Here is a 24,829-nt window from a genome sequence, read left to right as displayed (position 1 = left end):
AATACCATGGTAATAGCGCGCGCGGTATTCGCAGCGCGCGCTAAACCACGCCAAACCCGCCCTTCTTGCCCGAGCCGTACACGGTAATAACGCCGTCCGGACTGCTGGACTGGCGCAGGCCACAACTATCCATCTCGACCATTTTTCCGTGGTCGTCATAGACGCATGAAAACACGCCGCCGCCGACGAAGTCGATCACGTGCGACGTGGTCTCGTACAGGCGGTTAATCTGATGGCTAAGCACCTGGGCGAGATCGGCGATCTCCATGCGTTGAACTATCAGGTACTTGTGCTGGGACTCCTTGCCCAGCGCCGACAGCGACGCCAAGTGTCCGAAGATCGAATGAGCGAAAGCGTCATCCGACGCCGAACCGCTGCCGACGCCAGTCGGGTTACGCCGTTCCGGCTAACCCGATCTACGAAAAGCCTTAACCGGTCATGAGGCTCCGGCTGCGGCTGCTGTCCTTGAGCCATTTCAACAGACCATCGTTTGCCGCAAACACGTCGCTCCCTGTGTGGTTCAATCGTTGCACACGCCGCTCACCGATAAACACCATGAAACCGCACGCCGCCGCTCCGCCAGCCCTTGCGCCAGAAGGCAGTTGGCTCAGCTATGTGCTGTTCTACATCGCCGCCGCCGCCTGGGCGGCCAGCGCCGTGCTGTTCGCCCGTGGCGTCGCGACGCTGCCGGCTTCGCTTGAGATCGCCGTCGCCGGCTTCGCCGTGGCCATGCTGGTGGCCTTGCTGTGGCTGCGGCATCGCTGGGTCCCTGCCGTTTACCGGCTGTTCCGCCGGCTGTCGACGCGCGCCGGCCTGACGGCCGCCTTGACGCTCGGTCTGCTGCTGCGCCTGGCGTGGGCGCTCGTCCTGCCGTCGCAGCCGTCGTCGGACGGCCGCACCTACCTCGAACTGGCCAACAAACTGCTCGCCGGCGACGCCTACCAGAGCGCGCAAACGCTGGCGTATTGGCCGCCCGGCTACGCGTTTTTTCTCAGCGCCGTCTTGCGCGCGGTGCCGGCCGAGTCGGCGGTGCTGTGCAGCCAACTGGCGCTGTTTGTCGTCGCCGCAGTCGGCGTGCACCGCCTCGCCCGCATGCTCGGCAATACGGCGGCCGCCAACATCGCCGCGCTGCTGTTCGCGGCCTGGCCCAATCTGGTCGCCCACAGCGACACCGCCGACAAGGAAACGCTGGTCATCGCCCTGCTGGTCTGGGCTACCGTGTGCGCACTGTCGCAAAAACGCCGGGCGTTGTTCGGCGCCGGCGTGTTGCTGGGCGCGGCCACGCTGGTACAGCCGTCCACCCAGCTGCTGATACCCGCGCTTGCCGTCTGGCTGTTCACCCGCGCCGGCGGGCGCACGCGTGCCGGCGCCGCCTTGCTGCTGTGCGGCGCCGCCGTGGCGCTGGCGCCTTGGGCGCTGCGCAACTACCAGGTGTTGGGCACCTTCAAGCTGGTCAGCACCAACGGCGGCTCGAACCTGTACCGCGCCAACAACCCGCTGGCGAATGGGGGTTACTCGCCGCGCGGCGCCGTCGATCTGTCGCACCTGGGCGAACTCGAGCACGACAGCGCCGGCAAGCAACTGGCGCTGCGCTGGATACGCCAGCAACCGCTGGCGTTCCTGCGCCTCGGCGTCGAAAAACAGTTGCGCTTTATGGGCGACGACGCCGGCGGGGTCGCCTCCACCTTCCGCTGGCAAGGCGAGCGGCGCGACAACCGCCTCTATTTCGCGCTGAAGTCGATGGCGAATCTGTGGTGGTTGCTTTGCTGGCTGTTGATGGCGGCGCTGCTACTGGACGGCGCCAGGCTGTGCGCGGCCAGCGTGCTGGTGTGGGGCTGGTTGTACTTTCTCTTGCTGCACAGTGTCTTTGAATCGGCCGGCAAGTACCACGAACCGGTGACGTGGATCCCCTGCGTGTTGCTGGCCGTCTTGCTGGCGGACCGCTGGAGCGGCCCGCGCGCCGGCCCGCCCACGCCGCGCCCGGTCCGCGCGGGCGCATGACGCCGCGCGGGCCGGACGCATCGGCCGGCAACTTATCGATGCGCAGCATGGCCGGATTTTTGCTGGTGGGGGGCTTTTCCACGGCGCTGCACTATTTGCTGGCGGCGCTGGGCGTGCTGGCGTGCGGCCTGCCGGTGGTGTGGTCGTCGTCGCTGGGATTCGCGCTCAGCGCGCTGGTGAACTATCTGCTGAACGCGCGCCTGAGCTTTCGCAGCCGCGCCTCGCACCGCGCCACCGCCCCGCGCTTTCTCGCCGCTTGCGGCGCCGGCCTATTGATGAATTCGGTCCTGTTGTCGTTTTTGCTGTCGCTTGGCGTCGCCGCCCTTCCCTCGCAGATACTCACAACCTTAGGTGTATTGATATGGAACTATCTCGTCAATGGTCTGTGGACGTTCAACAAGCGGCCCGGATAAGCGCGCTGCCGGTTCTGGGACTGGTGCTGCCCTGCTATAACGAGCAGGAAGTGCTGCCGGAAACCACCGCCCGCCTGTGCGCCCTGCTCGACAGGATGAAGCTGGCCGGCGATATCGCCGCCGACAGCGCGATCTTCTACGTCGACGACGGCAGCCGGGACGCCACCTGGCGCCTCATCGACGAGTACGCCCAGCGCGATTGCGCCGTCTGCGGCATCAAATTGAGCCGCAACCGCGGCCACCAGAACGCGCTGCTGTGCGGCCTGATGACGGCGCCCGGCGACATCCTCATCAGCCTTGACGCCGACCTGCAGGACGACCTGGAGGTGATCCCGACGATGCTGGCGGCCTACCGGCAAGGCAGTGAAATCGTCTTCGCGGTGCGCTCGCGGCGCGACAAGGACTCCTTTTTCAAGCGCTTCGCCGCCGAAAGCTACTACAAGTTCTTCGCCTTCATGGGCGCGCAAATCATCTACAACCACGCCGACTTCCGCCTGATGAGCCGGCGCGCCGTGGAATCCCTGCGCGAATACGACGAGTCGCACCTGTTCTTGCGCGCGCTGGTGCTGCAGCTCGGCTTCAAGACGGCGACCGTCGAATTCGAGCGCGCGGCGCGCTTCGCCGGCGAATCCAAATATCCGCTCAGCAAAATGCTGGGCCTGGCCTGGCAAGGCATCACCTCGTTCAGCGCCTATCCGCTGCGCCTGATCACCGGGGTCGGCATCGCCGTCTCGCTGCTCAGCATTGCCCTGGCGGCGTGGGCCTTGGCGGTGCGCATCTTCACCGACGATGCGCTGCCGGGCTGGGCCTCGATGGTCATTCCCATGTATTTCTTGGGCGGCGTGCAACTGCTCAGCCTGGGGATCTTTGGCGAATACCTCGCCAAGGTGTATGAGTCGTCGAAGAAGCGTCCGCGTTTCCATGTCGAAGTGGTCTGCGGTCGCCGTTTCGACGCGCGCGGCGAGCCGCTCGCCGGCCCTTGACGGCGCCCCGTCCGATGCCGGATCGGCCGTCGAAAAGGGATGGGCGCCGGCCTTATCTATGTAACAATACATCACTGAATAACACCATTATTTCCAAAGGAGCTATACATGAGTACACCGCTTCCCACTCCGAAACATTGCGTGACGCCCTACCTGATCGTCGACGGCGCCGCCGAGGCCATTGACTTCTATCGACGCGTGTTCGCCGCAAACGAACTGTTCCGCCTGACCGGGCCAGACGGCAAGATCGGCCACGCCGAACTGCGCATCGGCGACGCCAATCTGCTGCTGGCAGACGAATACCCCGACTTCGCGCTGGGACCGCTGCGCATCGGCGGCTCGCCGGTGACGATCCACCTGTACCTGGCCGACGTCGACGCCACCATCGCGCTGGCGGAGGCGGCCGGCGCGAAGCTGTTGCGTCCGGCCACGGACGAATTTTTCGGCGACCGTTGCGCCACCCTGGTCGACCCCTTCGGGCATCGCTGGATGCTGGCCTCGCGCATCGAAGACGTGACACCGGCGGAGATGCAGCGCCGCTGGGACCAGGGCGTCGCGCAGTAAGAAGTAAGCGGCGGCTTCGGCGTTGCAACAAGCGAAACCGGCGGCTGGCGGCCGGGGCCAGCCTCCCAGCGTGCGCCCCCGCGGTTACGCCTCTGGTGTGTGGCTTGCGCCGCCGGCATGCGCAGTGTTACCGCCGCATGACTCCTTCACGCCCAGCAGGACCGTGTACGAGGTCGCGACATGGGCGAGCAAGCGCAGCGGCGGCAGCGCCCGGATCAGCCGCAGCGCGGCGCGCACCAGCACGCCGCGCCCGCTGACGTCCATCATGTCGAAGCGGTCCAGCGAGACGACGCCGCGCGCGGCCAAGTGGTCGCGCAGGCCGTAGAAGGTGAACCAGTGGACGGCCGGATAGACGGCGTAGCCGGCCAGCTCCGGCCGGGTGCTCAGCGCCAGCGCCACCACGCGGCGCTTGACGAAGCCCGGATACCAGGAATACATCGGCAGCGTAAATTCCTGCTGGCGCGGACACAGGCGGTTGCTGGTGCTCAGAAACAGCGCGCCGCCCGGCTTGAGCACGCGCACCAGCTCGGCCAGCACGCCCTGCCAGTCGGCCACGTGCTCGAGCAGTTCCGGCGCGATGCACAGGTCCATCGACTGGTCCGGCCATGGCAAGGCGGTGGCCGAGGCGACCGCGAAGTCGATCGCCAGCCCGGCCTGCGCGGCGCGCTGGCGCCCCAGCTCGACCAGCGCGGCGTTGATGTCGGCGCCGTGCACCTGGTGGCCGTGCTGGGCCCACAGGCGGCACTGGGTGCCCGCGCCGCAACCGATGTCGGCCACCGCCAGCGCGCGCTGCGGCCGCCCGAGCAGGCGCAGCAGCGTGGCCTGGATCGCCGCGAAGCGCTGTCGCGCCGCCTCGCTGTCGCTCTCCTTTTCGTAATAGGCGAAGAAATCGGCGTGCGTGCCGGTGTTCCAGGCGCCCCCGCCGCGCGGCGCCGGCTCGTCGCGCTCCGTCACGGCGCCACCCGCGGTTCAACCTGGCGCTGCTTGAACCACTGCTCCAGCATCATCAAGACCCACACCATGGTGCCGTGGTAGGCCGGGTGCTCGGCCAGGTGGCGCGTTTGCAGCTCGTCGATGAAGCTGGCGCGCACGATGCCGCGGCCCTTCAAGTCGCTCAGGCTGTCGAAGGCCAGCTGGCGCAAGCCCTGGTGGCTTTGCAGCCACAGGCCGAACGGCAGGCCGAAGCCGTGCTTTTCCTTGCGGATGATGGCGCGCGGCAGGATGTCGCGCAGCGCCTGCTTGAAGAAATAGCGCAGCCGCGTGCCGTTGAGTTTTTGCTGCGGCGCCAGGCGCGCCGAAAACGCCACCATCGCGTCGTTCAGGAAGGGGAAAGCGACTTCCACGCCGGCCAGCTCGCAGGCCTTGACCACCTTCGGCAAGTCGTTGTCGGCCAGCGTGAACTTCAGGTCCAACGCCATCATCTGGTTGATCTGGCTGTTGCCGTCGGTCAGCCAGTAGGCCTCGTTCAGGCTGCCCATCGGCGCGCCCGGGTCGATGTTGAGCAGGAACTCGTCGTCGAGCACCTTGTGGTGGCCGTAGCGCTGCAGCAGGTTGTAGCTTTCCAGCCGGGCCGGCAGCGGCAGCGTGGCCTGCTCGATATAGCTGCGCGCCTTGCACAGCAGCTTTTGCTGCTGTCCCGAGGCCAGCTTGAACAGCAGCGGCTCCAGCACCACCTGGCGCAGCAGCGCCGGCACGCGCTCGTAGCGGGCGAACTGGGCCTGGCGGGCGTAGCGCTCGTTGCCGCCGAACAGTTCGTCGCCGCCGTCGCCGCCCAGCAGCCGCGTCACGCCGTCGGCGCGCGCCATCTCGGCGCAGTAAAACGCCGCCACGGCCGAGGCGTTGCCAAACGGCTGGTCGAACACCGCGGCGATCCGCGGCACCGCCTTGACGACGTCGTCGGCCGTCACGTACAGCTCGTGGTGCTCGGTGCCGAAGTGGCTGGCGGCCAGGCGCGCGTAAGCCATCTCGTCGTAGCCGGGCGCGTCGAAGCCGATCGAGTAGGTGCGCGCGGCCCGTCCCGAAACCTGGCCCAGCACGCAGGCCAGCGTCGAGCTGTCGGTGCCGCCGCTGAGGAAAGCCCCGGTGCCGTTCGGGCCGACGCTTTCCTCGACCGAACGGCGCAGCGTGCCGAGGAATTCCGCCTTGAGCGACTTGAACGGCTGCGCCTGGGCTTCCTGGTAGGCCATGGTCCAGTAGGCGCCGCGGCTGAGCCGCCCGGCGCGGTAGTGCAGGTATTCGCCCGGCAGCAAGCGCTGCTGACCGGCGTAAATCGTCCCCGGTCCGGGCACCGTGTGGAAGTACAGGTAGTTATACAGCGCCTGCGGGTCGAGTCCCGAGCCGGCCGCCGGATGGGCGATCAGGGCGTCGGCCGACGAGGCGAACAGCAAGCCCTGGCGCGACGAGCTTTGGTAGTACAGCGAATGGGTGCCGCTGCGGTCGACCGCCAGCAAGGCCTCGCCGCTCAGCTCGTCGAGGATGCACAGCGCGAACGGACCGGCCAGCGAGGCGCAGGCGTTCGGGCCGTAGTTGCGCCACAACTGCGCCAGACGCGCCGCCAGCGCCGGCACGCGCGCGGCGCCGTCCAGCGCGCCGGCCTGCGACAGCGTCGGGCGGCCCCACAGCGCGATCAGCAGGCCGTCCTTGTGGAACACATGGCTGCTGTCGACGCCGGCCGCGACCGCCGCCGCGCCGGCGCCGCCGAGGACGCTGGTAACGGCGCTGGCGTCGAAGCGCGCCAGCGGCGCCGCCATCGCCGCCAGCAACGCGGCGCTGGCCTCGGCCCTTGCCCCGTCCCCAACCGCCCCCTGGTTCGGCTGGCCGTGCGGCGCCAACCAACCGCACAGGCCGCTCATACCAACACCTCCAGCGCGGCCGGATGGCTCAGGAAGGCGCCCGGACTGGCGCTCAGGCCGTAGGCGCCGGACTGGTACACCACCACCAGGTCGCCGGCGTCGGCGCGCGCCATTTCCATGCGCTCGGCCAGCAAATCCAGCGGCGTGCACAGCGGGCCGACCACCGACACCGTCTCGCGCGCGCCGCCGGCGATGCGGTTGCCGATGGCGACCGGGTAGTTCTTGCGGATCGTCTGGCCGAAATTGCCGGACGCGGCCAGGTGGTGGTGCAAGCCGCCGTCGGTGACCAGGAACACCTGGCCGCGCGAGATCTTGCGCTCCAGTACGCGGCAAACGTAGACGCCGGCCTCGGCCACCAGGTAGCGGCCCAGCTCGACCACCAGCCGGGTTTCCGGCGAGGCCAGGCGCAGCAGCGCCATCTGCGCCGCCATGCTGCGCCCCAACGCGGCCAGGTCGAGCGCGCGCTCGCCGGGGAAGTACGGCACGCCGAAGCCGCCGCCGATGTTTAGCAGGCGCAGCGGCGACGGCGCCTGCGGCGCCAGGCTCAGCGCCAGTTCGACGCTGCGCGCCTGGGCCTCGGCGATCGCCGCCGCCGACAGGTTTTGCGAACCGCAGAAGATATGGAAGCCGAGGAAGTCGAGGCCCAGCTGGCCGAGCCGGCTGAGCATCGCCGGCACGCGCTGTTGGTCGACGCCGAACTGGCGCGCGCCGCCGCCCATTTTCATGCCGGCGTGCTTGAGTTCGAAGTCCGGGTTGATGCGCAGCGCCACCCGCGGCGTCAGCCCCTGGCGCGCGCCGGCGACGGCGACGCGCTCCATCTCGGCCTCCGATTCGAGGTTGATCACGACCCCGGCCGCCACCGCGCAGGCGAGTTCGGCGTCGGTCTTGCCGGGTCCGGCAAAACTGATGCGCGCAACCGGCATGTCGGTGTCCAGCGCCGTCTTCAGCTCGCCGCCGGAGGCGACGTCGATGCCGTCGACCAGCCCGGCCATCATGTTGACCAGCGCCGGCATCGGGTTGGCCTTCATCGCGTAATGCAGTTGCAGCCCGGCCGGCAGGGTCGCGCGCAGCAGCGCGACGCGGCGTTCGATCTGCGCCCGTTCATAGGCGTAGAACGGGGTGCGGCCGACGCGCTGCGCCAACCGGGTCAGCGGCTGCGCGCCTAGTTGCAGGCAATCGTCGTGCAGCGCGAACTGGTCCATCGCCGCGTGCACCGGCAGCGCCGTCGCGGCCGTCGCGGCGCTCATCGCGCACCGCCGCCAAACAGCCCGGCCAGCTCGACGGCGAGGACCTTGCGGTCGATCTTGCCGTTCGGGTTGCGCGGCAGCGAACCGGACCGCACCTCGATCCACGCCGGCAGCATATAGCCGGGCAGGCGCTCCTTGCAGGCCGCCACCAGCGCCTGGCGCTCCAGCTCGACGCCGGGCGCCGCCGTGGCCAGCAGCGCAATCGCCTGGCCCAGCAGCGGATGGGCGACGCCGAGCGCCGCCGCCTCGCCGACCAGGCCGGTGGCGTACACCACCTCCTCGATCTCGGTCGGGCTGACCCGGTAGCCGGAAGTCTTGATCATGTCGTCGGCGCGGCCGACGAAATACAGGAAGCCGTCGTTGTCGCTGCGCACCGTGTCGCCCGACCAGACCGCCAGTTCCGGCACGGTCAGGCCGGGCTGGCGCGGCGGTAGCGGACGGAAGCGCTCGGCGGTCTTCTCGCTGTCGTTCCAGTACCCCATCGCCACCAGCGCGCCGCGGTGGACCAGCTCGCCGGGCTCGCCGGGGTCGCACGGCGTGCCGTCCGGGCGCAGCACCAGCACCTCGGCGTTGGGAATCGCCTTGCCGATCGAGTCGGGCCGCTCGTCGAGCCGCCAGGGCTCCAGGTAGGTCGAGCGGAACGCCTCGGTCAGCCCGTACATCAGATAGATGCTGGCGTGCGGCAGCGCCGCGCGCAACTTGTCGAGCGTGCCGCGCTGCATCGCGCCGCCCGAATTGGTCAGGTAGCGCAGGCCGGGCAGCGCCGGCCAGCTCAGCTGCGACAGCTGGATCCACAGCGGCGGCACCGCGGCCAGGCCGGTGATGCGCTCCTCTTCGACGGTGTCGATGACGTCGCGCAGCAGCAGGTGGTTCATCAGCACCGCGCAGGCGCCGCACGAAAACGCCGTCGTCAGTTGGCTCAGCCCGTAGTCAAAGCTCAGCGGCAGCAGGCACAGGATGCGGTCCTGGGCGGTGTTGCCGAGATAGGCGGCGACGCTCTGCGCGCCCGCCACCAGATTGCGGTGCGACAGCACCACGCCCTTCGGCTTGCCGGTACTGCCGGAGGTGTACAGGATCGCGACCATGTCGCTGTCGATGCCGCGCGCCGCGGCGCCGGGCACGGCCCGGGCCAGGCAGGCGTTCCAGCCGAGCAGGCGCAGGCCGTCGACGGCCGGCGCGGCGTCGTCGCCGCCGACGACGACGACCGTGTGCAAGTCCTCGCAGCCCGGCAGCACCTCGACCAATTGCCTCAGTCGCTCGCGCGAAGTGACCAGGATGCGCACGTTGCAGTCGGCCAGGATGTGGCGCAGTTGCTCCGGCTTGAGCAGTGGATTGACCGGCACGAACACGCCGCCGGCGGCGGCGGCGCCGAACATCGCCGCCACCGCCTCTTCGCGTTTTTCAAGATACACGGCGACGCGTTCGCCGCGCTGCAGCCCCAGCGCCGACAGCGCGGCGGCGCTGGCCTGCACCGTCTGCGCCAGCGCCGCGTAGCTCAGCGGCACGCCTTGATCGGATAGCGCCGGCGCGTGCGGCGTGCGCTGCGCGGACTGGAAAATGAAATCTTGTATCAATTGCGCCATGTCTTCCCCGTGATAAAAAAATGACGGCGCGTCGTAGCGCCCGCCTTATCCCACTATGATTGGGACAAACGCCCCTACCCTCATTGATTTTTATCAACTAAGCCAGGAAGCGGACGCTGCAGCGACGCTAGAAACCAGCGGCGGCAACCGGAGTCGCGGCCTGGTGCCGCCAAGTTAAGCTCCCGAAGGTCGGATGACGCCTGCCGGGCTAACCCGTCCTACGAAAAACGCCATCCCAGCCTCGCGTTTGAGCGGACTCAAGCCGGGCTGCGCCGGCACGGTGTTAAATGGACAGCGTCGGCCTGCGCGCCCCGTTCTTCCCCCCTCCCCCATGGCGAACCGTCTTAGTCAAAGCGTCGCACAACTTGGCTGCCTCAACGCCGCCTGGTACGCCTTCGGCCGGCTGCTGCACCGGCTCTCGCGCGGCCGCTGGGCGCTGTACAAATACCAGTTTGTCGCCCAGGCGGTGGGCACGGCTTCGCTGTGCCGCGGCCGCGGCGCGCAGATCGCGGTGCAACTGTGCCAGCGCGCCGAGCAACTGCCGCCGGACTATCCGCGCCGCGCCGACGTGCTGGCCGGGCGCTACGCCCAGGGCGCCTGCAGCCTGGCCGCCGTCAGGCGCGGCGAACTGGTCGGCTTTCTGTGGCTGCTGTTCGACGCCTACCAGGAGGACGAGGTGCGCGCCCGCTACCTGCTGGCGTCGCCCCAGTCGTGTTGGGACTTCGACGTCTGGGTGCGTCCACAGGAGCGCCTCGGGCTGGCCTTCCCGCGCCTGTGGGACGAAGCCAACCGCCTGCTGCGCGCGCGCGCCGTGCGCTGGTCGTGCAGCCGCATCTCCGCCTTCAACCCCGGCTCGCTGCGCGCCCACGCCAGCATCGGCACGGTCGCGCTGGGCAGCGCCACCTTCCTGCGCTGCGGCCGCTGGCAGTGGATGCTGGCCACGCGGGCGCCCTACTTCCATTTGTCGCGGCAGCCCGCCGCGTTCCCGCGCCTGTCCTTCGACACCAGCGCCCTTGCCCACCCGCCCGCCATGGAGTCCCTATGCCCCACCTCGAAGCCGTCAAACTAATCCTCTCGAGCACCCTCGGCATCGGCCAGCAGGGCTTGAGCGCCGACACGCCGCTGCTCGGCAGCGTGCCCGAACTCGACTCGATGGCCGTGGTCGGCGTCATCACGGCGCTGGAAAGCCATTTCGGCATCGCCGTCGACGACGACGACATCCACGCCCGCCACTTCGCCACGCTCGGCACCCTGGCCGATTTTGTGCGCGGCAAGTTGGCAGAATGATCGGCCTGCCCGCCGTGCCGTTCTTCCTGCCGGCCAGCCCGGGCGAACGCTATTGCCTGTTCTACCAGCCGGCGCCGGAGCAAACCCCGCGCGGCGCGATCCTCTACGTGCATCCGTTCGGCGAGGAACTCAACAAAAGCCGGCGCATGGCGGCGCAGCAGGCGCGCGCCTTCGCCGCGCTCGGCTACAGCGTGCTGCAAATCGACCTGTACGGCTGCGGCGACAGCAGCGGCGACTTCGCCAGCGCCCGCTGGCACATCTGGAAGCGCGACCTGGTGCTGGCTTGCGAATGGCTGACCCGGCGCGTCGCCGGCCCGCTCAGCCTGTGGGGCCTGCGCCTGGGCGCGCTGTTGGCGCTGGACCTGGCCAACCGCGCGCCGCGCCCGCTCGAACGGGTCATCCTATGGCACCCCGTTTTCAAGGGCAAGACCCATCTCGACCAGTTCCTGCGCATGCGCGTGGCCAGCCGCATGTTGGCGGCCAACGTCGACGCCCGCAACGACACCGACGCCGACGCCGACGCGGGCGCGCCGTCGGCGCGCCAGGAATTGGCCGCCGGCATTGCCGTCGAAGTCGGCGGCTACCTGCTGGCGCCGGAGCTGGCCGCCGCCATCGACGCGCTGGACGGCGGCGGCCAGCCCCCGCACTGCGCGCTGCTGTGGCTGGAAATGATGGCCAACGACGGCGCCGTCGGCCCGGCGGCGGCGCGCCAGGCCGCCAGTTGGCGTAGCGCCGGCGCGGCGCTGACCTTGCTGCCGGTGCGGGGACAGGCGTTCTGGTCCAGCACCGAGATCGTCGAATGCCAGCCGCTGCTGGCGACCACCACGACGGCGCTGGCATGATAGTCGAGCAACGCGCGCTGCGCTTCCCCTGCCAGTCCAGCTGGCTTTTCGGCATCCTCAGCCTGCCGGCGCGCCCGCGCACCCGCGGCGTGCTGATCGTCACCGGCGGGCCGCAATACCGGGTCGGCAGCCACCGCCAGTTCACGCTGCTGGCGCGCGCGCTGGCCGAGCGCGGCATTCCGGTGCTGCGCTTCGACTACCGCGGCATGGGCGACAGCGAAGGCGCGCCGCGCAACTACGAGCAGATCGGCGAGGACCTCGACAGCGCGCTGGCGCAGTTCTTCAGCGCCGTGCCGCAATTGCGCGAGCTGGTGCTGTGGGGCTTGTGCGACGGCGCCACCGCCGCCGCGCTGCACGCCTGCAGCGACCCGCGCATCCGCGGGCTGGTGCTGCTCAACCCGTGGGTGCGCACCGCGCCGGGACTGGCGCGCGCCACGCTGCGCCATTATTATCTGGCGCGGCTGCGCGATCCGGCGTTCTGGCGCAAGCTCGCCGGCGGCGCCTTCCGGCCGTTGCAGTCGCTGCGCTCGATGCTGCAACTGGCCGGCGCCGCGCGTCCGCCCGCCGCCGCGGCCGCCGGCGCCGGCCAGAACGCGCCGCAGCGCATGTACGAGGCGCTGTCGCGCTTCCAGGGCCGCGTCCTGATCATCCTCAGCGGCGACGACCTGACCGCGCGCGAATTCGCCGACCTGCAAACCAGCAGCCCGGCCTGGCGCAAACTGAGCACCGGCCCGCTGCTGCGCCAGGTGCAACTGGCGCAGGCCAACCACACCTTCGCGCGCAGCCTGTGGCGCGACCAGGTGGCCCAACTGAGCGCGGACTGGATCACGTCATGGTAAAACGCGTGCTAATGATCGCTTACCACTACCCGCCGTACCAGGGCGGCAGCGGCGTCCAGCGCACGCTGAAGTTTTCCGAATACCTGCCGCAGGCGGGCTGGCAGCCGATCGTGCTGACGGCCAGCGTCGGCGCCTACCGGCCGGCCGGCGCCGGCCACGGCCAGGCGGCCGGCGCCGGCCCGCAGGTGACGCTGCGGCGCAGCTTCGCGCTCGACAGCTCGCGCCATTTGGCGCTGCGCGGGCGCTATCCGGCCTGGCTGGCCCGGCCCGACCGCTGGATTTCCTGGTGGCTGACGGCGGTGCCGGCCGGCCTGGCGCTGATCCGCCGGCACCGCCCCGACGCCATCTGGTCGAGCTATCCGATCGCCACCGCGCACCTGATCGGCCTGACGCTGCAGCGCCTGAGCGGCATTCCGTGGATCGCCGACCAGCGCGACCCGATGAGCGACGACGACTACCCGGCCGACCCGCGCACGCGCCGCCAGCACCGCTGGATCGAAGCGCAAATCCTCACCCACAGCGCCAGCATGGTCTGCACCACGCCCGGCGCCATCCGCGCCTACCGCGCGCGCTTCCCGGCGCTGGGCCAGGACCGCATCAGCCTCATCGAGAACGGCTACGACGAGGGCGACTTTGCCGCGGCGGCGGCCGAGCTGCCGGCCGGGCGGCGCGCCGGCGGCTGCTTCCGGCTGCTGCACAGCGGCGTCATCTACCCTTCCGAGCGCGACCCGACGGCGCTGTTCGCGGCGCTGGCGCGCCTGCAGGGCGATGGCGAACTGCTTCCCGGCCAGTTCACACTGGTACTGCGCGCCAGCGGCCACGACGCCCACCTGCGCGCGCTGATCGACGCCCACGGCGTCGCCGCGCTGGTCGAACTGGCTCCCGCGCTGCCCTACCGCGCCGCGCTGGCCGAGATGTTGACGGCGGACGGCCTGCTGTTGCTGCAGGCGGCGAACTGCAACGCGCAGATCCCGGCCAAGCTATACGAATACCTGCGCGCCGGACGCCCGCTGCTGGCGTTGACCGACCCCGCCGGCGACAGCGCGGCCACGCTGCGGCGCTGCGGCATCGACAGCATCGGCAGGCTCGATTCGGCGCCCGACTGCGCCCGCGCGCTGATGCGTTTTCTGGCGCTGGCCCGGCAAGGCCGTGCGCCGCTGGCCAGCGCCGCCACCCTCGCCCTGCATTCCCGGCAGGCCCGCAGCAAGCAACTGGCCGACCTGCTCGACAGCGTCAGCCGACAGGAGAAACCATGAAACCAAGCGCGATACTGTGTGCCGGCCTGCTGGTCGGCTGCGGCTGCGGCGCGGCCCGCGCCGCAGCCGACTGCGACGACTATGTGCGCCGCAGCCCCGGCGGCGACTACACCAACGGCGACGACCGGCAAGGCCTGGAAGTGGTCGAGAAATACCACTTCACCAAAGAAGTGGAAACGCTGGTACGCGGCCTGTCGGCGTCGCTGGGCGGCGACATCGGCTACACGCTGGAACACTTCCCCAACCACCACCGGGCGCTGGCGTCGATGGCCAGGCTGGGCCTGCGCGGCAAGACCGCCCGGCCGGCCGGGGCGCGCTACACCGTGCTCTGCTACTTCGAGCGGGCGGTCCGCTTCAAGCGCGACGACGCCACGCTGCGCTCGATCTACGCTTCCTACCTGCTGGCCGGCGGCCTCGCCGAGGCGGCGCTGGAGCAACTGCGGGAAGCGGCGCGGCTGGCTCCGGAACAGCCCACCATCCACTACAACCTGGGACTGATGTACGCGAAGAAGAAAGACTACGCCCGGGCGCGCGAGCACGCCAGCAAGGCCTACGAACAGGGTTTTCCACTGCCTGGGCTGAAAAAACAGTTGCAGGCGGCCGGGCAGTGGCAGGACGTGCCGCTGAAGGAGCGCGCGGCGAAGCCGCAAGAGGAAGAGCAGATCCTGGCCGAGCCCGAGGCGCCGGCGGAGCCGGAGAAGCGCCGGCCGGCCGTCGACAAGGAGGTATAGCGACTAGGTGGACCGGCGCCGCCGGTGACGCCGCCGCCGGCGCTATTTGATACCGTGGTGGTTCATCAGATCGTACAGGGTCGGCCGGCTGACGCCGAGCAGCTCGGCCGCCTTGGCGATGTTGCCGTCGGAGCGCGCCAGCGCCTTCACCATCACCTTGTATTCGGCGGCGTCGCGTGCCTGGCGCAAGTTGACCGGGTCTTCCACCGGCGCCGCCTCTGGTAGGCCCAAGTCCTCGACCACGATCTGCGGCCCGTCCGACATGATGACCGCGCGCTTGATGCAGTTTTCCACCTCGCGCACATTCCCCGGCCAGCCGTAGGCCTCGATCGCCGCCAACGCGTCCGGGCTAAAATTGAGCGAGGCCCGCCCCTCGCTGGCGCAGAACTTGTTCTTGAAGTGATGCGCCAGCAAGGCGCTGTCGCCGACCCGCTGGCGCAGCGGCGGGATCGTCAGCACGATTTCGCTGAGCCGGTAGTACAGGTCCTCTCGAAAGCGCCCGGCCACGGCCTGCTCCTTCAGATTCTGGTGGGTGGCGCAGACGATGCGCACGTCGACCGCGATTTCGCTGCGACCGCCGATGCGCTCGATGACCCGCTCCTGCAAAAAGCGCAGCAGCTTGGCCTGCAAGCCCGGCGCCATGTCGCCGATCTCGTCGAGGAAGAAGGTGCCGCCGTGGGCCAGCTCGATCTTGCCCAGGGTTTGCTTGGCGGCGCCGGTGAAAGCGCCTTTTTCATAGCCGAACAACTCGCTCTCGAGCAGCGTCTCGGGAATCGCCGCGCAGTTGATGGCCACGAAACGTTTGTCGTGGCGCGCGCCGAGCGCGTGCAGGCCGCGGGCGACCAGCTCCTTGCCGCTGCCGGAATCGCCCAGCAGCATCACCGTCGCCGACGACGGCGCCACCTTCTCGACGCTGCGGCACAGCTTGAGCATGCCCGGGTCGCGGCTGACGATGCCGGCCAACGGCGAGTCGGCCTGGGTTTGCAGCATGCGCCGGTTCTCCCGCTGCATCGCGTGCAGGTAAAAGGCGCGTTCCAGCACCAGCGCGAGCATGTCGGCGTCGAACGGCTTCTGGTGGAAGTCGTAGGCGCCCATGCCGATCGCTTTGAGCGCGTTGGCGCGGTCCTGGTTGCCCGACAGGATGATGACCTTGGTGTCCGGCGCCAGCGCCAGGATCTGCTGCAGCGTCGCCAGCCCCTCGCTGGCGCCGTCCGGGTCCGGCGGCAGACCCAGGTCCATCGTCACCACCGCCGGCTGGTGGCGCCGCACATGCGCCAGCGCCGCCTCGCGCTCGCCGGCCACCAGCACCTCGTAGGCGTCTAAGCTCCAGCGCAACTGTTTTTGCAACCCCGTGTCGTCCTCGATCACCAACAGTTTTTGCTTGCCCATGTCGCGCTCCGTTTGTTGTTCCGTCTGCAAAACCAAGGGCGTAGATCCGCGGCCGGACTCCGATGCGACGCCGCCGGTTTGTTTTTACACCGCGACCGCGCCGTCGCGGTGCAGCGGCAGAATCACCCGGAAGGTGGTGCCAACCGCCGGCTTGCTGCGCACCTCCAGCTGCCCCCCCACTTCGCGGATGTATTCCCGGCTCTCGAATACGCCGATGCCCATGCCGGCCGCCTTGGTCGACTCGAACGGTTTGAACAGGCGCTCGCGGATGAATTGCTCGCTCATGCCCTGGCCGGTGTCGCCCAGCTCGACCACCGCGCTGTCGTCCTCGCGCAGCAGGCGCACCAGCACGCGGCCGTCCTTGGCGGTGGCCTCGACGGCGTTCTGTATCAAATGGCCGAGCACGCGTTCAAGCCGGCTCCAGTTGGCCAGCACCGTCAGGCCGCCGTGCTCGATCTCCAGCGCCGGCGCCGGCTCCAGCGCCGAACGGGACGACACCGCGTGCGCCAACAATTGCTCGATCGACAGCGGCGCGGCCAGCTCCTGGGTCTGGCCGCGGCTGAGCTTTTGCAGCAGCGCCGTCATTTTCTTCACCGAATGGTCGAGCGTGCCGAGCATGTCGCGCTGGAACTCCGGATTGGCCTTGTGCTTTTCCGCGTTGCTCAGCAGCAGGGATAGCTGGAACACCAGGTTCTTCAAATCGTGTACGATGAAGGTCGACATGCGGTTGAACGACTCGAACTGGCGCGCCACCAGCAGCGAATCGGCCGACTCGCGGTGCGCCAGGTAGCTGGCGGCTTGGCTGCCGGCGATCTTCAGCAAGTCCAGCACCTCCCAGTTCAGGCTGATGCGGGTGCGCGGGCGCGCCAGCGCGACAAAGCCGAACAGGCGCCCGTGCAACATCAGCGGCACCACCAGCCACAACTGCGGCAGCGCCCGCGCCCACTCCGGCAGCGGCAACTGGCCGTAGCGCAGCGGTTGCGCCAGGCACTCGGGCACGTCGACCACCCACTGGCGCTGCTCGAGCATCTGGCAAAACGGGCCGCCGGCCGGCTCGCTGGCCGACTGCGCCGGCATGTTCCAGTGCGCGGCCGGCTCGCACAGGTCTTGCTCGCGGCGTATCCACAGCGCGCCGGCGGGGCTTTCGACCAGTTGCGCCACCGCCTGGATGGTACGCTCGCCCAGGCCCGGGCCGTCCTGCGACAGCACGCGGGTGAAGCGCAACCACTCCTCGCGGTAGTCGAAGATAGCCTTGTAGAAATGCTTGTTGATGAACACTTTCAGCTTCGAGCGCAGCGCGCCGGAAAACAGCACGCTGGCCAGCAGCAGCACCGCGCCGCCCAGGTAGGCGACCTGCATCACCGGCCCCCACGCGCCGCCGAAGTAGCGCAGGTAATAGGCGCTGCTGGCCATCGCCAGCAGGTAGATGGCGGAGCCTACCAGCGCCGCCGAGCGGAACAGCATCTGGCGCGACATCGCCAGGCCCAGCTCCCAGGCCGGATTGCGCGCCGCCGACAGTGCCAGCAGCGGCGCCGTCAGCGCGTTGACGATGCCGCGCGCGGCCCAGATGTCCGTGTTGACGGTGCGGAACAGCAAGGCGTCGCTGTACAGGTAAAAGTCGTAGGCGAACAGGCCGCCGATGCCCAGGCAGGCGAACTTGATGCCCCAGCGCTGCGGCGGCGGCGTGTGGCGATACCACTGCTCGACAAGCAACATGCCCAGCACCGCCAGCAGCAGGCGGCAGACGATCACCGTCAGCAGCGCGGGGAAGGCGAACGAGGACGCCTCGGCCAGCGCGCCGGCCAGCAGTTGCAGCGCGGCGATCGCCGCCACGGCGATGAAATAGACTTTCAGGCGCAGCCCGGCCGGCTTCAGCAGCAACAGCACGAACACCAGCCAGGCGCCCGAGCGCAGCACCTCGACGGCGACGCCCGGCAGCGACAGCGTGCCCTGCCACAGCGCGTCTTGCCACAGCGACAACGCCACCGTCGCGCTGGCCCACAGCGCCGTCAGCAGGCAGGCCAGGCCGAGCGCGCGGCTATGGCGGCGCGCGCGCCAGTTGCTCAGCAACAGCAGCGCCAGCGCGAAAAAGGCCAGCGAGGCCAGACCATAACTCAGCGCGGCAATGTCGCCCGGTGTCAGCGCCGTTGCCGTCACCGGCCGCCCTTGCCGAACAGCACCACCTGGACCGTGTCGAGCAGGATCAACAGGTCGAGGAACAGGCTATTGTTTTTGACGTAATACATATCGTATTGCAGCTTTTGCACCGCGTCGTCGACCGAGGCGCCGTACTGGTAGCGCACCTGGGCCAGGCCGGTGACGCCCGGCTTGATGCTGTGGCGCACGTCGTAGTACGGCACCTGCGCCTTCAACTGCTCGACGAAGAAGGCGCGCTCGGGGCGCGGCCCGACAAAACTCATCTCGCCGCGCAACACGTTGAGCATCTGCGGCAATTCGTCGATGCGCAGCTTGCGGATCCAGTGGCCCACGCGCGTCACGCGCGGGTCGTCGGTGGCGGCCCAGATCGGGGTGCCGTCCTTTTCGGCGTCGTGGCGCATGCTGCGGAACTTCAGCACCTTGAAGATCTTGCCGTCCTTGCCAACCCGCTCCTGCTGGTAGAACACCGGGCCGCCGTCCTCGCGGTGCACCCACAGCGCCGTCAGCAGCATCACCGGCAGCGCCGCGACGCAGATGGCGGCGCTGGCGACGAGGTCGAAGACGCGCTTCGAGGCGGCGCGCACGAAGCTCTGGTCGAAGCCTCCGCCGTAGACCAGATAGCTCGGCTGCAGCGAATCGATGCGGATCTGACAGGCCTCGCGCTCGAAAAACGTGGCGGCGTCGACCACGCGCACGCCGCCGAGCGCGCATTCGAGCAATTGCCGCGCCGGAAAGGCGCCGTTGCGCCTGTCGTTGACCGACACCACGATCTCGCGCGCGTCGTAGCGGCGGGCGAGCACCAGCAGCGACGGCCCGCCCGGCAACAGCGCCGACGACGGCACGCAGCATTCCTCGCCGGGCACGTCGACGCAGCCGACGACGGTAAACTTGTGGTAGCCGATCTTGCTGGCGGCCAGCTCGATACACTCGCGCGCCAGCGCACCGGCGCCCACGAGGATCAGGCGCGACTCCAGCATGGCCGACTCGGCCGAGGTGAACACCACCAACCGGGTCAGCAGCACGCCAACGCCGCCGAACAGGAAGATCAGGCTGCCGCCGCGGGCGAAGTCGATGGTCGGGACCAAATAAAACAACAGGCTGAGCAGCCCGAAACCGAGCGCGAACGACGGCATGATGCGCAGCAGGCTGTTGCGAATGTCTTCGCGCGAGCGGTGCTGGTACATGCCGAGCGCGCTCATGCTAAAGACGATCACCAGCGCGAACGCCAGCGAGGACAGGTACAGGTCCGAGCCGGCCCCCTGCAACGGCTCGGCCTGCCAGAGGGCCGAGGCCATCGACGCCGCCACCAGCAGGATCAGTACCTCCAACAACAACAGGATAAACGCCGTTTTCGAGACGTAATGGCTGAAAATTCGTATCATAATTGCTCCCACGCTAAGCCCAAAGGCCAGGGCAAGCGGGAAGGCACCACGCCCGCGCCGCCGGCCCTGCCATCATGGCGGACTGTGCGCGGCGTATATTGAGCGGCCACAAGGGCGGCGCTCAACGAGCTAAACGATAGCCAATTTCACGCAAGCGCCTGCGCCGGGATGGTAAATGGACTATAGTATGCTTCCTCACAAAAATACTAAATGTCATGAAATTTGATGTAGCGATTGTCGGCAGCGGACTGGCGGGTTTGTCAGTGGCGTTGCATTTGGCTGAAACGCGCACCGTCGCGATCATTTCGAAACGCGCGCTGCTGGACGGCGCCAGCAACTGGGCGCAGGGCGGCATCGCCGCCGTGCTCGACTCCGGCGACAGCCACAACCAGCACATAGACGACACCCTGGTGGCCGGCGGCGGCCTGTGCGACGAGGGCGCGACCCGCTTCATCGTCGAGCACGGCCGCGAGGCGATCGAATGGCTGATCGCCCAGGGCGTGCCGTTCACCCGCGACGCCAGCGCGGAGATGGGCTTCCACCTGACGCGCGAGGGCGGCCACAGCCAGCGCCGCATCATCCACGCCGCCGACGCCACCGGCCACGCGGTCCAGGTGACGTTGGAGGAAAAGGTACGGGCGCATCCGAACATCACGCTGTTCGAGCACCACTGCGCAATCGACCTGATCACCTCCGACAAGCTCGACCACAAACGCGGCCAGCGCGACGCCCAGCCGAAATGCCATGGCCTGTACGTGCAGGACACCGAAAGCGGCAAGGTGTTGACCTTTGCGGCCGAGCACACGGTGATGTGCACCGGCGGCGCCGGCAAGGTCTACCTGTACACCACCAACCCGGACACCGCCAGCGGCGACGGCATCGCCATGGCCTGGCGCGCCGGCTGCCGCGTCTCGAACATGGAATTCATCCAGTTCCACCCGACCTGCCTGTACCACCCGTACGCCAAGTCCTTCCTGATCACCGAGGCGATCCGCGGCGAGGGCGGCCTGTTGAAGCTGCCGCCGGAAGCTGGCGCGGCGGCCGGCACGCGCTTCATGCTGGCACACGACGAGCGGGCCGAACTGGCGCCGCGCGACGTCGTCGCCCGCGCCATCGACTTCGAGATCAAGAAGCGCGGCCTTGACTACGTGCACCTGGACATCAGCCACAAGCCGGCCGAATTCCTCATCGAACACTTCCCGACGATCTACGCGCGCTGCCTGGAACTGGGCATCGACATCACCAAGCAGCCGATCCCGATCGTGCCGGCGGCGCACTACACCTGCGGCGGCGTGGTCACCGACCTGTCCGGCCGCACCGACCTGCCGGGCCTGTACGCGGTCGGCGAAACCGCCTGCACCGGCCTGCACGGCGCCAACCGCCTGGCCAGCAACTCGCTGCTCGAATGCCTGGTGATCGGCCGCGCCTGCGCGCAGGACATTGAAAGCAGCGAACGCAAAGCCGTGCCCTACCTGCCCGACTGGGACGAGAGCCGCGTCACCGACGCCGACGAGGAAGTGGTCATCTCGCACAACTGGGACGAGCTGCGCCGCTTCATGTGGAATTACGTCGGCATCGTGCGCACCACCAAGCGGCTGGAGCGGGCGCAACACCGGATCGCGCTGCTCAAGGAAGAAATCGACGAGTACTACCGCAACTTCCGCATCACGCACGACCTGCTGGAGCTGCGCAACCTGGTCGACGTCGCCACGCTGATCGTCAACAGCGCGCTGTCGCGGCGCGAAAGCCGCGGCCTGCACTTCAGCCGCGACTACCCAGCCACGCTGCCGAAAGCGCTGCCGAGCGTGTTGACGCCGACGCGCCGCTAAGCGCCTTGCGTTGGCTGGTTTCGGCGCTGAACGCATCCCAACCAAGGACGTAACCCGGTCAGACCCTCGGGTCTGACCCCGGGCTTACCGCGCCAGCAGCCGTTCCACCTGCGACTCCGCCACCCGCAACTGGTATTTCTTCACGACACCGTCGCGATCGAACAGCACCGCCAATTCCCTGCCGCCGGTGCTGGCGTCGATCACGCTGGCCAGCGCACCGACCACCGGCAAAAACCCGACAAACCCCGGCAAGCCCGGCAAGCCCGGCTTACAGTTGTATACCCACACTTCATAACCATTGCGGAACGTCTGCACCGACGCCTCGCCCATCGCCAGTAGCAACTCGGCCTTGGTGGTCTTGCCGGCGCTCAGCACCTGCCGCGCGCCGTCCTCGCTCAAGGTCTTGATCGCGCCATTGCCAAGCGAAGCGCACCCGGCCATATTCAACGCCACCCAGCCAATCAAGGCCATTCGAATACCTATACGCATCAGCATTTCCTCCTATTCCACTGCGGCCGACACGGCATCCGGCGCGGCCGTCGCGACGGCCTCGTCATCCATATACTCAATTTCGACCAGCGTATCGTCCGGCCAGCTGGTATCGCTGACCCGTAGCATAAACGTACGTTCGTACAAAAATGGAAACATGTCGTAAAACGGATGAATAGGCGTCGGCAAGCGGTTCGCATACAACAGATCCGACGTCAGCATCTGTCTGCGCTTGCCGTTCACCAAGCTGACGCCAAACACGGCGCGCTCGGCATAATAGGGCCAGTAGCCGGGATACAGGCTACAGACGTCCGTGGTCGCCTCCAACAGCAGATATGCCGGCGGTTTCAGTCCGACGAACAAGCTGGCGCCCCGGTCGATCTGGCATTGCAGGCGCAGATCGCCCAGCCGCCACGTATTCGGCGGCAAGCCCGGCGTGCGCACCTCCGGCCCCCAGGCAAAACTGCGGTCCTTGCGATTGGTCGTCACCACCGCGCCCTCCCGCAAGGCTTGCTCGTCGCGCACCAGCGTAAAACTCAAATCCCCGGCCAACGCCACCGCAATACTGGCCGTATCGCCCTGGATCGTCATCGCGGTGCCGCTGGCGCGCACGCCCTCCAGCCGCGGATACAGGCGATAGCGCAGTTCGGCCTTGGGCGCCAAGTGGTGGTATTTCTCAAACGCGTCCATTCCCTTGAGCATGCGCCGATACGACTGCCGGTCGGGATCGGCCAAGCCGTCTACCTTCACCACCTGCATCGGCGCCTGGTCCGCCGCGACGGCCACGGCGTTGCACATCAAACACGCCGTCGCCGCGCCGGCCCACAACAATCTGCCCGCATACCACCATCCCATGTCTTTCTCCCTGAGTTAACGCGTCTTGGCGAATGACGCCATTCTATGGGCGATAAGCTTTGGCTAAGCTTAAGGTTTAGGCAGTTATAATTCTTGCATGCACATACTCATCATAGAAGACGACCTCGACCTGGGCTTCGCCTTGCAACAGGCGCTTAAAGTCGAAGGCATCAGCAGCGAATGGCTGCGGCGCATCGCCGACGCGCCGCGCAGCTTCGCCGAGCCGCTCTACGACTGCGTACTGCTCGACCTGTCGCTGCCGGACGGCACCGGCCTGGACCTGCTGACGCGCTGGCGCCGCGCCGGCGTCGCGCTGCCGGTCATCATCATTACCGCCCGCGCCGCGCTGGGCGACCGGCTGGCCGGCCTGGACGGCGGCGCCGACGACTTCATCGTCAAACCGTTCGCCACCGCCGAACTGGTCTCGCGTATCCGCGCCGTGCTGCGCCGCTACGCGCGCCAGTCGAGCGAGGTATGGAACCTCGGCGAGCTGCAAATCGAGCCGCGCCGCTACCTGGCGCGCCTGGGCGGCGTGGCGCTGGAGCTGTCGCCGCGCGAATTCCACCTAATGCTGGAACTGGCCCGCGAACCCGGCGTGGTGGTGCCGAAGGGCGCGCTGGCGCAACGCCTTGAGCCGCTGGGCGACGCCATCGACTTCGGCGCGCTGGAAGTGCACGTCTCCAACCTGCGCCGCAAGATCGGCGCCGAGCGTATCCGCACCGTGCGCGGCGTCGGCTACCTGTTCGCGGCATGAAGCGGCTGCGCCATATGTTGCGCCCGACGCTGGTGCGGCGCGTGGTGCTCGCGCTGCTGCTCGCCTTCGGCCTGGTCTGGCTGGTGCTGATGGCGCACCAGTTGTGGCAGGCCACCGACCGCGACAGGATAGACGACAACGTGCTCAGCCTCGGCCGGGGCATGCTGGCCTCGATCGCCGCCCTGGACAACGCCGGCGAGGCGCGCGCCGTCGTCGCCGCCACCTCGAGCATGGTCAACGCCGCCTACCGCAGCAAGCAGATTCCCGGCGTGGTGCTGATGGAGCTGACGGACCGGCGCGGCAAGCGCCTGTTCCTGTCGCCGGAGGGCGGCGCGGCGACCTTGCGCGGCGATAGCGCGCGCCTGAGCGACGTGACGGTGAACGGCCGGGGTTTCCGCGTCTACCAGGGCGACAGCGCGCGCTGGAGCGTGAAGGTGGCGGCGCCGACGCTCAGCAGCGCCTGGCTGTTGCTGCACATGAGCGGCGACCTGACCGTCGACATGCTGATCGCCTTCCCCTTCGTGCTACTGCCGCTGTGGTTGTCGGTCGCGGGCGGCCTGCGCCCGCTGCGGGACCTGTCCGAGCGCATCGCCGCCAAAGGTCCCGACGATTTGGCGCCGCTGCACATCGACGGCAAATACGCCGAACTGGCGCCGCTGACCGGCGCGCTCGATCGCCTGCTGGGCCAACTGCGCAACAAGATCGCGCGCGAACACAGCTTCGTTCAGGACGCCGCCCACGAGCTGCGCACGCCGATGGCGGTGATCTCGGCCCAGGCCCACGTGCTGACCGTGGCGCTCGAGCCGGCCCAGCGCGCCGAGGCCGGGCAGCGCATGGAGCATGCGATCGCCCGCGCCTCGCACCTGATCCGGCAATTGCTGGACCTGGCCCACATCGACAGCGCCCAGGCGCAAGCGGTCGCCGTGCTGGACCTGGCGCAACTGGCGCGGCAAGAACTGGCGATGTTGGCGCCGGCCGCCATGGCGCGCGGACTGGAGCTGTCGCTGGACGCGCCGGACACCCTGCTCCATTCGCTCGAAGCGCACGCCTTCCAATCCATCCTGCAGAACCTGCTGACCAACGCCATCCGCTACGCGTACGACGGCGGCCGAGTGGCGGTCACGCTGCGGCGCCAAGCCGGCACGCTGACCTTGTCGGTGGCCGACGACGGCCCCGGCATCCCACAGGTGCAACGCGCGCTGGTGTTCGAGCGTTTCTACCGCGGCGTCGGCCACAACGCGACCGGCGCCGGCCTCGGCCTGGCCATCGTCACGCAGGCGGTGGCGCGCCTGCGCGGCAGCGTCCGCCTGACGGCGGGCCTGGACGGCAAAGGCTGTGCCTTCGCCGTCACCATCCCCGTCGCCGATTGATGCGCG

23 protein-coding genes are annotated in these 24,829 nt (G+C 68.5%); 13 read left to right on the top strand and 10 right to left on the bottom strand.

Annotation, left to right across the window (positions count from 1 at the left end; translation table 11 throughout):
• Window positions 1–40: 40 nt before the first annotated feature.
• Window positions 41–328 (bottom strand): hypothetical protein, encoded by a 288-nt coding sequence (locus JANGC3_RS28475; protein WP_017875470.1) that lies wholly within the window; start codon window positions 326–328, stop codon window positions 41–43.
• A 227-nt stretch (window positions 329–555) separates the two neighbouring features.
• On the opposite strand from JANGC3_RS28475, the gene JANGC3_RS0105440 reads away from it, so the two are divergent.
• The 4 genes from JANGC3_RS0105440 to JANGC3_RS0105425 all read left to right on the top strand — a co-directional run bounded on the left by JANGC3_RS0105440 (window position 556) and on the right by JANGC3_RS0105425 (window position 3,961).
• Window positions 556–2,001 (top strand): glycosyltransferase family 39 protein, encoded by a 1,446-nt coding sequence (locus tag JANGC3_RS0105440; RefSeq protein ID WP_026132593.1) that lies wholly within the window; start codon window positions 556–558, stop codon window positions 1,999–2,001.
• Window positions 1,998–2,414 carry a GtrA family protein gene (locus JANGC3_RS28470; protein WP_081611770.1) on the top strand — a complete coding sequence of 139 codons (417 nt, stop codon included), beginning with the start codon at window positions 1,998–2,000 and terminating at the stop codon, window positions 2,412–2,414. The genes JANGC3_RS0105440 and JANGC3_RS28470 overlap by 4 nt, the downstream gene beginning before the upstream one ends.
• The gene (locus JANGC3_RS0105430) at window positions 2,387–3,397 is read left to right on the top strand and encodes a glycosyltransferase family 2 protein (protein ID WP_017875467.1); all 1,011 of its coding nucleotides are present in this window, start codon (window positions 2,387–2,389) and stop codon (window positions 3,395–3,397) included. The genes JANGC3_RS28470 and JANGC3_RS0105430 overlap by 28 nt, the downstream gene beginning before the upstream one ends.
• A 108-nt stretch (window positions 3,398–3,505) precedes the next feature.
• Window positions 3,506–3,961: a VOC family protein gene (locus JANGC3_RS0105425; protein ID WP_026132592.1), complete on the top strand. Its 456-nt coding sequence runs from the start codon at window positions 3,506–3,508 to the stop codon at window positions 3,959–3,961.
• A gap of 84 nt (window positions 3,962–4,045) precedes the next feature.
• On the opposite strand, the gene JANGC3_RS30620 is transcribed toward JANGC3_RS0105425, so the two are convergent.
• From JANGC3_RS30620 to JANGC3_RS0105405, 4 genes are read right to left on the bottom strand one after another with little or no spacing between them, the layout of a single operon-like run.
• A complete protein-coding gene (locus JANGC3_RS30620; RefSeq protein WP_051068224.1) occupies window positions 4,046–4,915 on the bottom strand; it encodes a class I SAM-dependent methyltransferase in 870 nt (289 codons plus the stop codon).
• Window positions 4,912–6,813 carry an asparagine synthetase B family protein gene (locus JANGC3_RS0105415; RefSeq protein WP_017875465.1) on the bottom strand — a complete coding sequence of 634 codons (1,902 nt, stop codon included), beginning with the start codon at window positions 6,811–6,813 and terminating at the stop codon, window positions 4,912–4,914. Before JANGC3_RS0105415 ends, JANGC3_RS30620 begins: the two co-directional genes overlap by 4 nt.
• Window positions 6,810–8,060 (bottom strand): pyridoxal-dependent decarboxylase, exosortase A system-associated, encoded by a 1,251-nt coding sequence (locus JANGC3_RS0105410; protein ID WP_017875464.1) that lies wholly within the window; start codon window positions 8,058–8,060, stop codon window positions 6,810–6,812. The genes JANGC3_RS0105415 and JANGC3_RS0105410 overlap by 4 nt, the downstream gene beginning before the upstream one ends.
• Window positions 8,057–9,643, bottom strand: a complete 1,587-nt coding sequence (locus tag JANGC3_RS0105405; RefSeq protein ID WP_017875463.1) for an acyl-CoA ligase (AMP-forming), exosortase A system-associated — start codon at window positions 9,641–9,643, stop codon at window positions 8,057–8,059. The genes JANGC3_RS0105410 and JANGC3_RS0105405 overlap by 4 nt, the downstream gene beginning before the upstream one ends.
• A 331-nt stretch (window positions 9,644–9,974) precedes the next feature.
• On the opposite strand from JANGC3_RS0105405, the gene JANGC3_RS0105400 reads away from it, so the two are divergent.
• Genes JANGC3_RS0105400 through JANGC3_RS0105375 form a run of 6 tightly spaced genes read left to right on the top strand, consistent with a single transcriptional unit; the run spans window position 9,975 to window position 14,598 of the window.
• Window positions 9,975–10,712 carry a hypothetical protein gene (locus JANGC3_RS0105400; protein ID WP_017875462.1) on the top strand — a complete coding sequence of 246 codons (738 nt, stop codon included), beginning with the start codon at window positions 9,975–9,977 and terminating at the stop codon, window positions 10,710–10,712.
• Window positions 10,685–10,930, top strand: a complete 246-nt coding sequence (locus JANGC3_RS0105395; RefSeq protein WP_017875461.1) for an acyl carrier protein — start codon at window positions 10,685–10,687, stop codon at window positions 10,928–10,930. The genes JANGC3_RS0105400 and JANGC3_RS0105395 overlap by 28 nt, the downstream gene beginning before the upstream one ends.
• Entirely contained in the window at window positions 10,927–11,772 is an 846-nt protein-coding gene (locus tag JANGC3_RS0105390; RefSeq protein ID WP_017875460.1) for a hydrolase 2, exosortase A system-associated, read from the top strand. Before JANGC3_RS0105395 ends, JANGC3_RS0105390 begins: the two co-directional genes overlap by 4 nt.
• Window positions 11,769–12,611, top strand: a complete 843-nt coding sequence (locus JANGC3_RS0105385; protein WP_017875459.1) for a hydrolase 1, exosortase A system-associated — start codon at window positions 11,769–11,771, stop codon at window positions 12,609–12,611. The genes JANGC3_RS0105390 and JANGC3_RS0105385 overlap by 4 nt, the downstream gene beginning before the upstream one ends.
• Before the next feature lie 11 nt (window positions 12,612–12,622).
• Entirely contained in the window at window positions 12,623–13,867 is a 1,245-nt protein-coding gene (locus tag JANGC3_RS0105380; protein WP_017875458.1) for a glycosyltransferase, read from the top strand.
• Window positions 13,864–14,598, top strand: a complete 735-nt coding sequence (locus tag JANGC3_RS0105375) for a tetratricopeptide repeat protein (protein WP_017875457.1) — start codon at window positions 13,864–13,866, stop codon at window positions 14,596–14,598. The genes JANGC3_RS0105380 and JANGC3_RS0105375 overlap by 4 nt, the downstream gene beginning before the upstream one ends.
• Window positions 14,599–14,640: 42 nt before the next feature.
• Here JANGC3_RS0105375 and prsR read toward each other — a convergent pair whose 3' ends face one another.
• The 3 genes from prsR to JANGC3_RS0105360 all read right to left on the bottom strand — a co-directional run bounded on the left by prsR (window position 14,641) and on the right by JANGC3_RS0105360 (window position 19,526).
• Window positions 14,641–15,987: a PEP-CTERM-box response regulator transcription factor gene (gene prsR, locus JANGC3_RS0105370; RefSeq protein WP_026132591.1), complete on the bottom strand. Its 1,347-nt coding sequence runs from the start codon at window positions 15,985–15,987 to the stop codon at window positions 14,641–14,643.
• An 84-nt stretch (window positions 15,988–16,071) separates the two neighbouring features.
• Window positions 16,072–18,144 carry an XrtA/PEP-CTERM system histidine kinase PrsK gene (prsK, locus tag JANGC3_RS0105365; protein ID WP_017875455.1) on the bottom strand — a complete coding sequence of 691 codons (2,073 nt, stop codon included), beginning with the start codon at window positions 18,142–18,144 and terminating at the stop codon, window positions 16,072–16,074.
• A complete protein-coding gene (locus JANGC3_RS0105360; RefSeq protein WP_026132590.1) occupies window positions 18,141–19,526 on the bottom strand; it encodes a TIGR03013 family XrtA/PEP-CTERM system glycosyltransferase in 1,386 nt (461 codons plus the stop codon). The genes prsK and JANGC3_RS0105360 overlap by 4 nt, the downstream gene beginning before the upstream one ends.
• Window positions 19,527–19,741: 215 nt before the next feature.
• Between JANGC3_RS0105360 and nadB the strand changes: the two genes are divergently transcribed.
• Window positions 19,742–21,355, top strand: a complete 1,614-nt coding sequence (nadB, locus tag JANGC3_RS0105355; RefSeq protein WP_026132589.1) for an L-aspartate oxidase — start codon at window positions 19,742–19,744, stop codon at window positions 21,353–21,355.
• 84 nt (window positions 21,356–21,439) lie between these two features.
• On the opposite strand, the gene JANGC3_RS30615 is transcribed toward nadB, so the two are convergent.
• Window positions 21,440–21,850: a hypothetical protein gene (locus tag JANGC3_RS30615; protein ID WP_198291988.1), complete on the bottom strand. Its 411-nt coding sequence runs from the start codon at window positions 21,848–21,850 to the stop codon at window positions 21,440–21,442.
• Window positions 21,851–21,856: 6 nt separating this feature from the next.
• Entirely contained in the window at window positions 21,857–22,699 is an 843-nt protein-coding gene (locus tag JANGC3_RS28455) for a hypothetical protein (protein ID WP_157406468.1), read from the bottom strand.
• Window positions 22,700–22,796: 97 nt separating this feature from the next.
• Here JANGC3_RS28455 and JANGC3_RS0105340 point away from each other — a divergent pair, with 97 nt between their 5' ends.
• Together JANGC3_RS0105340 and JANGC3_RS0105335 are read left to right on the top strand one after the other, a co-directional pair.
• On the top strand, window positions 22,797–23,453 hold the full coding sequence (locus JANGC3_RS0105340) for a response regulator (protein ID WP_017875450.1): 657 nt from the start codon (window positions 22,797–22,799) through the stop codon (window positions 23,451–23,453).
• A complete protein-coding gene (locus JANGC3_RS0105335) occupies window positions 23,450–24,823 on the top strand; it encodes a sensor histidine kinase (protein WP_017875449.1) in 1,374 nt (457 codons plus the stop codon). The genes JANGC3_RS0105340 and JANGC3_RS0105335 overlap by 4 nt, the downstream gene beginning before the upstream one ends.
• The last annotated feature ends 6 nt before the right edge of the window (window positions 24,824–24,829 follow it).

The organism is Janthinobacterium sp. CG3, from assembly GCF_000344615.1.
Taxonomy (GTDB): Bacteria; Pseudomonadota; Gammaproteobacteria; order Burkholderiales; family Burkholderiaceae_D; genus Janthinobacterium.
The sequence above is the reverse complement of the archived record's forward strand: the minus strand, read 5'-3'. Positions and strand labels throughout refer to the sequence as shown.